At 48.3% G+C, this 12,883-nt stretch carries 8 protein-coding genes and 1 tRNA gene; 2 read left to right on the forward strand and 7 right to left on the reverse strand.

Annotated features, from left to right (window positions below; all coding sequences use genetic code 11):
• Position 1 precedes the first annotated feature (1 nt).
• The 4 genes from atpD to NZM05_11805 all read right to left on the reverse strand — a co-directional run bounded on the left by atpD (position 2) and on the right by NZM05_11805 (position 4,591).
• A complete protein-coding gene (atpD, locus tag NZM05_11790) occupies positions 2-1,399 on the reverse strand; it encodes a F0F1 ATP synthase subunit beta (GenBank protein ID MCS7014295.1) in 1,398 nt (465 codons plus the stop codon).
• A gap of 60 nt (positions 1,400-1,459) precedes the next feature.
• Positions 1,460-1,532 (reverse strand) — tRNA-Thr (locus NZM05_11795).
• Between the two features lie 97 nt (positions 1,533-1,629).
• A complete protein-coding gene (locus NZM05_11800; GenBank protein MCS7014296.1) occupies positions 1,630-3,060 on the reverse strand; it encodes an NADH-quinone oxidoreductase subunit N in 1,431 nt (476 codons plus the stop codon).
• Between the two features lie 7 nt (positions 3,061-3,067).
• Complete coding sequence (locus NZM05_11805) at positions 3,068-4,591, reverse strand: NADH-quinone oxidoreductase subunit M (GenBank protein ID MCS7014297.1); 1,524 nt, start codon at positions 4,589-4,591, stop codon at positions 3,068-3,070.
• Positions 4,592-4,911: 320 nt separating this feature from the next.
• Here NZM05_11805 and NZM05_11810 point away from each other — a divergent pair, with 320 nt between their 5' ends.
• On the forward strand, positions 4,912-6,606 hold the full coding sequence (locus NZM05_11810; protein MCS7014298.1) for a formate--tetrahydrofolate ligase: 1,695 nt from the start codon (positions 4,912-4,914) through the stop codon (positions 6,604-6,606).
• Positions 6,607-6,693: 87 nt separating this feature from the next.
• Here NZM05_11810 and NZM05_11815 read toward each other — a convergent pair whose 3' ends face one another.
• From NZM05_11815 to NZM05_11825, 3 genes are all read right to left on the reverse strand, one after another.
• Positions 6,694-7,626: an ATP-binding cassette domain-containing protein gene (locus NZM05_11815; GenBank protein ID MCS7014299.1), complete on the reverse strand. Its 933-nt coding sequence runs from the start codon at positions 7,624-7,626 to the stop codon at positions 6,694-6,696.
• 81 nt (positions 7,627-7,707) lie between these two features.
• Complete coding sequence (locus NZM05_11820; protein ID MCS7014300.1) at positions 7,708-8,493, reverse strand: pseudouridine synthase; 786 nt, start codon at positions 8,491-8,493, stop codon at positions 7,708-7,710.
• 1 nt (position 8,494) lies between these two features.
• Positions 8,495-11,716 carry an efflux RND transporter permease subunit gene (locus NZM05_11825; GenBank protein MCS7014301.1) on the reverse strand — a complete coding sequence of 1,074 codons (3,222 nt, stop codon included), beginning with the start codon at positions 11,714-11,716 and terminating at the stop codon, positions 8,495-8,497.
• A gap of 496 nt (positions 11,717-12,212) precedes the next feature.
• Between NZM05_11825 and NZM05_11830 the strand changes: the two genes are divergently transcribed.
• A partial coding sequence (locus NZM05_11830; protein ID MCS7014302.1) for a helix-turn-helix domain-containing protein occupies positions 12,213-12,883 on the forward strand: 671 nt, incomplete at its 3' end.

Below are 12,883 nucleotides of genomic sequence, written 5' to 3' on the forward strand. Positions count from 1 at the left end.
GTTAGTAGCTTGGTAAGGTTTTAGCTTTCTCGACTGCTTCTTCAATCGTGCCAACTAAGCGGAAAGCAGCTTCAGGTAGGTGGTCGTGCCGACCTTCCAGAATCTCTTTAAAGCCGCGAATGGTGTCTTCAATGCGGACATATTTGCCCTCAAGACCCGTAAATGGCTTAGCCACAAAGAAGGGCTGAGAGAGAAATTGCTGAATGCGGCGAGCACGAGCCACAATCACTTTATCTTCGTCAGACAGCTCGTCCATGCCCAAGATGGCGATAATGTCTTGCAGGTCTTTGTAGCGCTGCAAAATTTGCTTGACGCCTTGTGCGACTTCGTAATGTTCTTGACCGACGATGTTAGGGTCAAGAATCTTTGAGGTCGAGTCCAGTGGATCGACGGCGGGGTAGATGCCCATTTCAGCGATTTGGCGAGAAAGCACGGTAGTTGCATCAAGATGGGCAAAGGTGGTTGCAGGGGCAGGGTCGGTGAGGTCGTCAGCAGGCACATAAATAGCTTGCACCGATGTAATAGAGCCTTTCTTTGTCGAGACGATACGGTCTTGCAGAGCGCCCATTTCCGTTGCGAGCGTCGGTTGATAGCCCACCGCACTGGGCATTCGTCCTAAGAGTGCGGAGACTTCCGAACCTGCTTGAGTAAAGCGGAAGATATTGTCAATGAAGAGCAGCACATCGCGCCCTTCTTCATCGCGGAAGTATTCGGCAATTGCAAGGCCAGTTAGTGCAACCCGCGCACGAGCGCCGGGTGGCTCATTCATTTGCCCGAATACCAATGCTGCATTTTTAATAACGCCTGACTCTTCCATTTCAAGCATTAGGTCATTGCCTTCGCGCGTACGCTCTCCAACGCCAGCAAAGACAGAATAGCCGTTGTGAAACTTGGCGATGTTGTTGATTAGCTCTTGGATAATCACCGTTTTGCCAACGCCTGCACCACCAAAGAGTCCTGTTTTGCCGCCTTTGGTATAAGGTTCAAGCAAGTCAATCACCTTAATGCCCGTTTCCAGCATCTCAGCTTTGGTAGAAAGCTCCTCAAAAGCTGGAGGGTGGCGGTGAATTGGATACTTTTTAGCGCTTTTAATTGGCGGTTTGCCATCAATCGGTTCGCCCACAACGTTGATAAGGCGACCTAAGACAGGCTCTCCAACTGGAGTTTCAATCGGTCCACCCGTGTTGATGACTTTCATACCGCGTGTGAGACCATCAGTAGTGTCCATTGCAATAGTCCGCACACGCTCTTCGCCTAAATGCTGCTGCACTTCAAGCACCAGATTGCTGCCATCTGGACGCTTGACAATCAGTGCATTCATAATTGCGGGAAGGTCGCCGTTTGGGAAATCAACGTCAATAACGGGACCGATGATTTGAGCAATAACGCCTTCTTGCATCTATGAGTGAAGATTTAGAGTTGGAAAAAGTGCGCTGGAGAGACTTCCAAGCGTTTTTTGAGCCACCTGCGGGACTCGAACCCGCGACCTGCTATTTACGAAACAGCTGCTCTACCGACTGAGCTAAAGTGGCACTTGCAAGCTGCAAATATACACGCGCGCTACATTTTCTCAAAGGACAGACGCGGCGAAGAACTGTCATTCCGCCCTTGCTTGCAGAGGCAGATGCGTCAGGGCAAAAAGCTAAGTTCAATGGCTTTGCTAGTCAGTTTCAAAACTTCGGTGGGGAAGATGCCTAGGAGCAGAATAGCAAGAGCGACCAGCGCTAGGGTGAATGCAGGAGCAGTAGAGGAAATGTCACTGATAGGCTCACTTTCTTGCATAAACATACTGACCACAACACGCAAGTAGTAGTAAGCCGAAATCGCACTGGCTAAGACGCCGACCATCGCCAGCCACGCAATGCCTGAACTGACGGCGGCCACAAAGACCTTATACTTTCCCACAAAACCAGCAAAAGGGGGCAGACCAGTCAGGCTCAGCATAAAGACAGCCATTGTGCCAGCCAGCAGCGGAGATTTTTTGAAAAGTCCAACGCAGTCGCGATAGGCATTACCGAAGCCTTCTGCTTCCAGCAGCGCAATCACACCGAATGCGCCAAGGTTCATCAGAGTATAGACCAGTGTGTAGTACATAACTGCGCTGTAGCCCTCTGAGCCGCCTGCAGCAATACCTACAAGCATATACCCTGCGTGGGCAATTGAAGAGTAAGCAAGCATTCGTTTTAAGTTATCTTGGGCTAAGGCTGCTACGTTGCCAACGACCATTGAGGCAACCGCAATCACAGACACAGCAGAAGACCAATTGAGATTACCTTGCAACTGTCCTGAAAAGCTGCTGGCCACGCTAATCAGGGCGGCAAAGGCAGCAGCTTTTGCGCCAGTGGACATAAAAGCGCTGGCAGGCGTGGGAGCGCCTTCATAGACATCAGGCGTCCATTGGTGAAATGGCACAGCGGAGATTTTGAAAAAAAGCCCAATCATCAATAGCGAAAGACCAATCCAGAAAAGCACAGAGGGAGGGCGCACTTGTAGCATATCAGCAATTCGATGCAGCGCCATTTCGCCCGTTGCCCCGTAGATGAGCGAAATGCCATAGAGGAAAAATCCAGAAGCGAAAGAACCTAAGAGAAAGTATTTCATTGCAGCTTCGTTGGAACGGAGGTTGCGACGCATTAGACCAGCCAGAACATAAAGCGCAATCGACATCGTCTCCAGACCAATGAAAAGCACAGAAAGGTGTGCAGCCGAGGCCATCAACATCATGCCTAAAATGGAGACAAACATCACGATGTAATACTCGCCGAACCAGATATTTTCTTGCTCGAGATAGCGGTCAGAGATAAGCGTAACCAGTATGCCAGCCAGCAAAAAGACAAGGTTGACAAAGTGCTGGATAGCCCCAAAGCGAATCATTTCATTGAAGGCAAAGCCTTGATGGGGAAAGCAGTAAAGCGTAGCGGCGCCAACGGCAAAAAAACCAAGCAGGGTGAGCCACTTTGTAACCAGATGCCGCTGAATGTATGCTTCGACGACGATAAGCAAAACAATCCAGAGTGTTGCAAGCAGCAAAGGCAAAGAGAGAAGAAAATCCTGAGCCATAACACCGTTAGGGTTTGGTAGAATGCTGCAAGGATTGGGCTTGCTGAGGTTGCTTAATGTGCTCAATCGTGGCACGTGAGACAGGCACAGAGATGCGTAAAATTGAGCTAGGTGCTAAGCCAATCCAAAGCATCAAAAGAATCATTGCTGCAGCGACGGCTTTCTCACGCCAGTTAAAGTCAAGCGCCGTGCGCAGAGTCTCACTGAGCTTGCCGAAAAAGATTTTTTGCGTCATCGGTAACATATAGACGACTGCCAAAATCACGCCAATCGCAGCGAGTACTGCATAGAGACCTGTGCCAAGCACAGCCGATTTAAATGAACCTGTTAGAATCAAAAATTCACCAACGAAGCCAGAAAGCCCAGGCAGGGCAACCGATGCAAGCATGGCAAAAAGGAAAGCTGAAGCCGCAAAGGGCGTTGCGGCTTTTAAGCCACCATATCGGTGCATCTCTTTCCAGCCAAACTGTGCCTCGAGCCGATCGACGACGAGAAAGAGTAGGCCTGTAGAAAGACTGCTGTGAAGCATCTGTAAGAGTGCGCCCTGAAGCGATTCTTCTGTAAAGGCAAAAATGCCAAGTAACATAAAACCCAAGTGGCTAACCGATGAAAATGCTAGCACACGCTTCATTTCTGCCTGCGCCGCTGCAACCAGTGCGCCATAGAGGATAGTAATCACCGCCAGTGTGCCGATGAGGGGCGCATAGCCTGCTGCCGCTTCGGGAAACAGCATCACATTGAAGCGAATGAGTGCATATGGGGCGACTTTAAGCAAAAGACCAGTGAGCACTGTGCCCAATGGTGACTCCGCATACACATCGGCTGCCCAAGTGTGGAGCGGAAAAATAGGCGATTTAACAAAGAAGCTCAGACCGAAAATCCAGAAAAGAATCTGCTGGGCATCAATAGGGAGTGAAAGTGAAGTGAGTTTTTGGTAGTCCGTCGTAAAAATACCGCCGTTAACGTCTCTACCAAGATAGCCGAGATAGATTACGCCCACCAACATCACCAACGAGGCAGTGAGCATATAGAGCAAAAATTTCGTAGCGGCTTCTGCGCGTCGCTTTCCGCCCCACATTCCGATAAGAAAATACATCGGGATAAGCATCGCTTCCCAGAAAATGTAGTAGAGGAATAGGTCAATGGCTGAAAAAATACCCAGTATGCAGGTTTCAAGCGTTAAGAGAAAGAAAAAATACTCGCGCACCGATGTCTCAATCGACCAAGACAGTAGTGTGGCAATAGCGAACATAATAGCGGTCAGCACAAAAAGCGACAGTGACAGCCCGTCAAGCGCAACGCTATACTTCACATCAGCCGAAGTGCCAAGCCACTGCTCCAGAGCAATATGCTGAAACTGAAAGCCTGCATCAGGATTAAATTGCAAAGCTAAGTGCAAGCTGCCGCTTAGCGTCAGAAGCGACACACCGCTGGCGTAAATGCGCACCGCGGTTATAGCATTTCGCCTAAAAAGGAAGAGCGGAATGGAAAGTAGGAAGGGCAGAAAGATGATGATGGTTAGACTGCTCATACTTACTTGCAAATTGCCCGCAAGATACGCAAATCTGTGGAGAGCTAAAAGGCTGCACTTTGAACTCCATACATAACGCTTGAAACTCTTGCCGTTATTGCCGCAGAATCTGGCGGTCTTGCTCCACATTGTGCGGCAAGTTGCTTGAATGAGATGGCACTAGCGCAGTGGAGCAGACTTTCTCTCTGTGGGGGCTAAAGTGCAGCGTCTGTTACCCTACCTGCGTCTGGTGCATTTGTGAGAGATTATGCATTGTGCTAATCTTGCAGCACTTTTTTGAAAGAGCGATTATCTATTTAACCAACAAACTAACGATTACTATGTCAATTACAGCGCCTTCTTCAACCCCGAAAACTGACCTTGAAATCGCACGCGAGGCAAAGCTGAAGCCAATTGTAGAAGTAGCAGAAAAATTAGGTGTCGGAGGCGAGCACTTAGAGCTATACGGCAAATACAAGGCCAAACTTCCCCTCTCGCTCATTGATATGGAAAAGGCGAAGCGTGGCACTTTGATTCTTGTCTCGGCGATTACACCAACGCCAGCAGGTGAGGGCAAAACCACCACGACAATTGGTCTTACTGAAGCCTTGAATCGGTTGAACAAAAAGGCAGTAGCTGTCTTGCGTGAGCCATCCTTAGGGCCTGTTTTCGGCATCAAAGGTGGCGCGACGGGAGGAGGGTATTCGCAGGTCGTACCGATGGATGAAATTAACTTGCACTTCACGGGTGATTTCCCTGCGATTGAGAAGGCGCACAATCTGCTGGCAGCGGTCATTGACAACAATATCCAAAATCGCAAGAATAATCTGGGCATTGAGCCGCGCTCGGTGCGCTGGAAACGCGTCATGGATATGAACGACCGAGCGTTACGCAAAATTATCGTTGGCTTAGGCGGAAAAGGCTACGGTATTCCACGCGAGACAGGGTTTGATATTACGGCTGCCTCCGAGGTAATGGCGATTCTTTGTATGTCTAACGACCTTTTTGAGCTAAAAGAGCGGCTGGGGAACATCTTCATAGGCTACACGCGCGATAAAAAGCCAGTCTTTGCGCGCGACCTTAAGGTGCATGGTGCAATGGCAGCCTTGATGAAAGACGCTATCAAGCCCAACTTGGTGCAGACGCTCGAGGGCAATCCGGCGATTATTCACGCTGGACCATTTGCCAACATTGCGCAGGGCACGAATACAATTATAGCCACGCGCATGGGACTATCGCTGGCCGATTACGCCGTAACAGAAGCAGGATTTGGGTTTGATTTGGGAGGCGAAAAGTTTCTCAATATCAAATGTCAGTATGGTAACTTCTCTCCAAAGGCTGTTGTGATTGTAGCCACTGTGCGAGCGCTCAAGTATCATGGCGGCGCGCCGCTCGACACGCTCAAGCACCCTAATCTTGCTGCACTGAGTATGGGGCTGGCAAATTTGGACAAGCACCTTGAAAATGCACGCCTTTTTGGCTTACAGCCTGTTGTAGCGGTCAATAAGTTCTACACAGATACGCAGGAAGAGTTGGATTTAGTCGTTAAGCATTGTGCGTCGCTGGGCGTGAAAGCCGCCATTTCAGAAGTCTGGGCAAGGGGTGGGGCAGGTGCCTTGGAGCTAGCTGAGTATGTCTTGGAAGCGGTAGAGCAAAGTCACGGTTTTGTGCCGCTCTACGACTGGTCGTGGGGAGTGGAAAAAAAGATTGAGACTATTGCGACCAAGATCTATGGAGCAGAAAAGGTAGTCTATCAAGCGCAAGCACAAGCCGATTTGAAGACGATTGAAGCGTTGGGGCTGGACAAGCTGCCGATTTGCATGGCAAAAACACAAAAGTCGCTATCGGATAACCCTGCGCTGATTGGGCGTCCAAGTGGCTTTACGCTCACCGTGCGTGAAATTGAAATCGCAGCTGGAGCAGGATTCCTAATACCGATTACGGGGGAAATTGTGCGGATGCCCGGTCTGCCTGAAGTGCCTGCAGCGGAGATAATCGATATTGATGAGCATGGCAATATCGTCGGGCTGTTTTAAGTAGCGGCAGTGCGCAATAAGGTTTGCCCTAATCTGCATCAGAAAGGTTAGGGCAACACAGTCTGCCTAAGACAGAAAAAGTTCTCTTTAGGCGGGTGGGGTATAGGCTAACCGCGCTGCGCCGGTTTCTCCGACACAAGAGATAAAGATTTCTTTAAGCGAAGGCTCAGCTAATTCAAAGCGCGTGATGTCTGTATCGCTTCTAATCTGAGTCAGGATATCCTTTGGCGTTGTCCCGTTCAGTAACTTAAGTTCCACTGACTTAGGTGAGCGGTCAGAAACTTCAACTTTACCTTGCGCAACCAATGCATCAATGAAATGATCGCTGCCCTCAAAATCTAAATGCAAATGATTTTTTCCGTAGGCGCGTTTAATCTCGCGAACACTGCCGCCCAGCACTTTTTCACCGTTGTTGATAAGAACAATGGAATCACAGATTTTTTCGACTTGTTCCATTCGGTGCGTGGAAAAAAGAATTGTTTTGCCAGCTTTCTTAAGTTCCATAATCACATCCATGATTAACTCGGAGTTGATGGGGTCTAAGCCAGAGAAGGGTTCATCAAGAATTAGTAACTCTGGCTCGTGCAAGACAACCGAGATAAACTGCACTTTTTGCTGCATTCCTTTAGAGAGTTCTTCGACCTTTTTTTTGAGCCAAGCGTGAATGTCGAAGCGAGTTGCCCAGTGTTCCACGTGAGCTTTAGCAGCAGAACGTGATAAACCCTTAAGCTCAGCAAAATAGAGGAGGGTTTCGCTTACAGTCATTTTTCTGTATAACCCACGCTCTTCAGGAAGGTAGCCAATTTTGTTCTGCAGTTCAGCGCACATTGGTCGGCCGAGAAACTCCACAGTGCCTTTGTCAGGGTAAGTAATGCCGCAAATCATTCGAATCGTAGAGGTTTTGCCGGCGCCATTCGGCCCTAAGAGTCCAAAAATTTCGCCTCGCTGCAGTTCGAATGAAAGATTTTTTACGGCAACCTTGTCAGCATATGATTTCGTGACATTGATAAGTTTAAGCATAAATTAGCTTGCGATTAAGAGTGATGTAAAACTGCAAGACAGTTCCTGATGAATTTACTGCGTTTTTTAGGGCAAAGCAAGTTAAAATTTCGTGAAATTTCCAAGCACCTCCTCGCGTGAGCATTCCGTGCAAGTGCCAAACTCTAAAGGCCGGCCATTTAGGAGAGGAGGGCGGGCTGAAATGTCCAAACGGAGCGCTGCAAAGCCAATCCGAAGAAGCGTCTCAACCCTATAACCCATTGCTTGGAAGAGACGTCGCACTTCTCGATTTTTGCCTTCAGTAAGCGTAAGCTCAACTTCGTAAGAACTGCGCGGGCAAATTTGGCGCGGTGTTGCAAAGTAGTGCTGACCACGCACCTTGATTTCTACACCGCTTTCTAACTTTTTTAATGCGTCAATGGTCAGTGGTTTATTAAGCGTAGCAAGATATGTTTTAGGTATATTGTTTTCAGGAAAAGTAAGAAAATTTGCAAGGTCATTGTCGTTTGTGAAAAGTAGAAGTCCGGCTGTATCCATATCTAGCCGACCGACTGCAAAGAGACGCTCAGGAATTGCATTAGCTATTAAAAATGCTTGCAAGTCGTCATACACAGTTGCACGACCTAATTCATCAGCGCAGGTGGTTACAACGCCTCTACGTTTGTTCATGACAACATAGCGCAAAGTTTGTTTGGGTGGCATCTCAATCCCAATTAGCTCAATTTTTGCATTGAGCGGCACAAGCATTTCAGGAGAGTCTGCTACGATACCATTTACTTTTACTTTTTTTGCGGCAATCCAGCGCGCAGCTTCCTTCCGAGAGCAAATTCCTTGCTTAGACATTACTCGAGCCAGCGAGCGGTATTTGACTGCAGCACGGTGCTTCATTTTAATGAAGTTTATGGCGTCTCTCGCTAATTAAGAAGATTGCAGGCAAAATAAGTAAAACCAAAATTGTGGAAGAAATCATTCCGCCAATCGTGCCAACTGTAAGTCCATACCAGATACTGCTTTTCTCAGCACGAATGAGCATTGGCAAAAGCGATGCAACTGTAAGCAAGCTGGTCATTAAAATTGGACGGACACGCTCCAGAGAGGCTTCTATGGCTGCAGTTTTTATGCTACTTGTCTTTTGGCTTTGGGTTTTTGCCATCATTCTGTCCACCAGTATGATAGAGTTATTTACAACAATGCCGCTGAGCAGCAAGAGAGAAGCATAACCGCCTCTGCCGAAATTGGCATCAAAGAAGTAGAAACTGAGAAATACACCTGCAAGGGCCATCGGCACGGCTAAGATAATTAAAAAAGGTTTCGAGAACGATTCATAGAGCGCAGCAGTTACAATGAAGACAATCAAAAGAGAAAGCAGCGCAGCAGAGATAAAGTCACCTATATTTTGCGCAGAGAAAGAAAAAAAGTCTGCTTGCTTTGCGTCAATGCTGTATCCTGGAGGTAGTGGAAATCGAGAAAGGACATTTTCTATGTAGCGCTGCCCGAAATCATAACGACCTTTGTAGTTGAGCGTAATCCACCGCTGATATTGCTGATTTTCACGCAAAATTTCGGAAAGAATTTTCTGCTGCTCAATGCGAACTAAGTCAGAGAGCCGAACCGATGCAAGTTTCTCATGATAGGTATCAAATGATAAATCGCTTGTAGAATACTGTGCAGCTTCTCTGAATTTAATTTCTGCTTGATATTCACGACTATCCACTACGAGCTGCATCAGCGACATTGTGCCACTAGCTTTCCGCTGGATTGTGCTCAGCACATTTGGCAACGATATGTCGTAGTTTCTTAATGCATTGCGCCTAAGGTTTAGCACAATTTCGCTTCCGCTCTCGAGGTAGCCAAATGCTTTGTCAATTCTGCAATTATCCACTCTTGGATTTTTTTCCAACTCCTCTTTCAGTTTTTCGCATAGCGTTTTCAATTTTTCGTAATTGTAGCCTAAGGCTTTCAGGCGAAACGAACTAAATTCGCTGCTGCCTGAAAAGAAGCCAGGGCCGTAGCCATAAACGGCAATCGATGCACCGCCAACCCTTGCACCAATTGCCGTAAGATGTGCTTTCACAATGTATGGCAAACCGATGGGAGCATCTTTGGAAAAATATACAGTAATCTCTGCATCTTCTCCATTGATCTCAGTTACAAATTTTTCTATGCCTTGCTGATACTCCAAAAGCGGCTTTTCAAATCGAGATGCAATTTCATTGAGGCGTTCAGGGCTGGTGCCTTGCGGCGCATTAATGCTAATGCCGAGATAGGTGTCGCCAACATAGCCAAAGAATTCAGAACGGGGAACATATTTGTAAAAGAGATATGAACTGCCGCCTAATATGTAGTTCAAATACGGTTTTGCCAGAAGAAAATACTCGCTGCCGAGCGTGGCGTTATAGATGTTTTCCAGAACGGTTCGTTCAGGCGTTTTTTCATCGCCTAATTTGTCAGGCAAAAGATAAATCGGAATGCCTATTAAGAGAATGGCAAGCATAATAAATCGCTTTGGCCTGTCCAAAACGTAGTTCAGCGTCGCTCGATAGACATCCGACAACCACGTTTCAACTTTAGAAGACGTTTTAATTTTAACATTTTTCGCGCCTAAATGAAATACGAGCGAAGGAATCAGCGTGAAAGAAATGACCAAAGACGCCAACAGTGAGACGGAAATTGAGACGACAAATTCAATGAAATAGAGGCGGATTTCGTCAGGCAAGAAAAGAATGGGCAAAAGCGCACCAATAGTGGTCAGAGTAGAGGCAAGCACGGGGAGGAAGACCTCGGCAGTTGCTGCGGCAATCAGCTCATCTTTCGCTTTATTCATCCAGAGCCGTCGCTCAATGTTGTCCATCACGACGACCGCATTGTCAGTTAGAATGCCAAAGACCAATATCATTCCTGCAATCGTAATCAGGTTCAGGCTGTAGCCCAGCGCAGAGAGCGCCAGCACGCTTGCCGACAGTGCAAAAGCGATGTTTAGAATGACAATGAGCGTCAGGCGAGCGTTTCTCAGGAAGAAAAATAAGACGAGAAGAACCGCAATAAGCGCGATTGCTAAATCTTTGACGAGGTTATCAAGTTCGCGCCGCAAAGGCTCAGTGCGGTCAATCGCTTTGACATATGTCAGTGCGCTTAAATCGTGCGCAATCACGTTTTGAATCGTTGCTTCGACAGCGTCAGCAAGTTTGAGACTGTTAGAATTTGCTTCCCGACTGATAGCCATTGTAACAGCGTCTTTAGCATTAATGCGGAAGTAGCGCATTTGTTCGGGCATTTCAATGCGCACTTTGGCGACATCGCGCAGCTTAATAAATCGCATCGGAGTGCTTGTGCCGCCCAAAACAGCGGGCTTGATGACAATTTGTTCAAGTTCGGTCAGCGAGCGGATGGACGTTTCGGCGCGCAATGAAACATATCGCTGATTATGAATCACTTTTCCAAAACTTTTGCGCAAGCTCACTTGGCTGAGGGTAGCTTGAATGTCCTCTATGCTAACGCCCAAAGCGCGCATAGCCGTCTCATCTAGCTCAATGATAAGTCGCTCAGTTTCTGCACCGTAAATCACAATCTCGCCAATCCCTTCTAACCCGTTTAGCAGCGGCACAAGGTATTTTTCTAGTTGCTCTTTAATAAGTGCAGGTGAAATTTCAATGTCGGACTTAGGGAAAAATTGATAGACCAGAAAGCCCTGCAAATCCCGAAACTCCTTCGGCACATATTTTTCTAGTGTCGGGCGCGAAACGCCTGCTGGGAGAGCCTGCCAAAGCTCTTCCAGACGTTCCATCAATTCCACTTTTATTAAATTCGCATCAGCGTCTTTTTCAAATTCCAGATAAACGAGCGACAGTCCTTCGCGCGTGCGCGACGTGACTTTTTTTACCCCTCGAATCGCTGCGGCGACTTCCTCGATTTTCGCCGTCACTTGCGCTACCATTTGCTCGGGCGACGCATTGCGCCAAGTCGCGCGGATAGAGATGCGCGGAAATTCCGCTTCCGGCGACGTGGAAATAGGCAATTTGATTCCGAAAAATATAGATAGTCCCAATACCAACGCTCCAGCCATGCTCAGCGCAACGGGACGATAAAGCAAAGCTTGAAGAATGCGCGTCATCGTTTCAGAAGTGATTTTGCGTTACAGTAACATTAGGCTGTATTGACATCCTGCGCAGGATAAATGGCAGCGTCATCTCAGCAGTTGCGCAAAAACGAACTCTCATTCCAAGCGCAGCGAGGCATCTAACCTCACCCCCGATTCCGACTGTGGCGGAATCTTTCCCCTCTCCTTGCTAAGGAGAGGGGGTTAGGAGTGAGGTGGCTCTCCAAGCGCAAGCCTTGACGAGCGTTAAGACAGAAGGAGAGGAGTGAGGTGGATTCTCCCCCTCACTCCTCTCAGGGTCAGAATAATCCAATGCGTCTGGATTGTTCGTCGCAGTCAGACGATTGTTGAAGCGCGTTAGACGAAAATTTAATTTGCCAACGCGACATTTCAGCGCTTAACACCCGGCTTGGATGTGCGCTTGCAACTTAAAACGCGCTGCCTTAACTTCCAACGCAACTTTTCCCGAAAGCATTGCCCGAAACGAAGACGCGCAAATGACCTTGACCCGATGAAACGCCCATCTGCCCCGACCGATGCTGCGGCTTGCCGACAACTGCTGACAAAAGCGCTCACACACGCCCCTGAGTACCGCTTCCGACTCAGTTCGCTCTGCCACGCGCTCCAACTCAGCGAGCGCAAACTCTGGCAACTCTGCCAAGATTGTTTCGGGCAAACGCCCAAAGCGTTGATGGACTGGGCGCGGGCAAAAACGTTTTTGCAGGTCGTGGAACTCGAGCCTGAACTCAAACTTCGAGCCTTGGGGAAGCGACTGGGTTTTGAGAGCGAGAGCGCGTTCAACAGGTTTGCGCATAGAGTATTTGGCGGCTCGCCGCAGCAAGCGAAAGAGCATCGGGGAGCGTCGGCGCAGGCGTTGCAGGCGCGGTATGAGGCGATAGAGGCGTGGTTTGCGCGGGAGACGGCAGGGGCGGCAGCAAGCGATGCTGCGCTGGGGGAGAGGGTGAGCAAAAGGCTGTGGCAAACGGAAGATAGCGATAGCGGCGCCAGCAGAGTCAGGAAAACCCGACCGAAACGGAAAACCGAATCAGAAAACCGAATCAGAAAACCGAAACGGAAAACCGAAACGGAAAACCGAATCAGAAAACCGAAACGGAAAACCGAATCAGAAAACCGAAACGGAAAACCGAAAACAAATTTTCTTGAAAAAACGAAAAAGCGACC

The organism is Chloroherpetonaceae bacterium (genome assembly GCA_025056565.1).
GTDB lineage: Bacteria > Bacteroidota > Chlorobiia > Chlorobiales > Thermochlorobacteraceae > Thermochlorobacter.

Coding starts and splice junctions, on each gene's coding strand:
- atpD (MCS7014295.1), bottom strand. CDS start 1,399: ATGCAAGAAGGCGTTATTGCTCAAATCATCGGTCCCGTTATTGACGTT.
- NZM05_11800 (MCS7014296.1), bottom strand. CDS start 3,060: ATGGCTCAGGATTTTCTTCTCTCTTTGCCTTTGCTGCTTGCAACACTC.
- NZM05_11805 (MCS7014297.1), bottom strand. CDS start 4,591: ATGAGCAGTCTAACCATCATCATCTTTCTGCCCTTCCTACTTTCCATT.
- NZM05_11810 (MCS7014298.1), top strand. CDS start 4,912: ATGTCAATTACAGCGCCTTCTTCAACCCCGAAAACTGACCTTGAAATC.
- NZM05_11815 (MCS7014299.1), bottom strand. CDS start 7,626: ATGCTTAAACTTATCAATGTCACGAAATCATATGCTGACAAGGTTGCC.
- NZM05_11820 (MCS7014300.1), bottom strand. CDS start 8,493: ATGAAGCACCGTGCTGCAGTCAAATACCGCTCGCTGGCTCGAGTAATG.
- NZM05_11825 (MCS7014301.1), bottom strand. CDS start 11,716: ATGACGCGCATTCTTCAAGCTTTGCTTTATCGTCCCGTTGCGCTGAGC.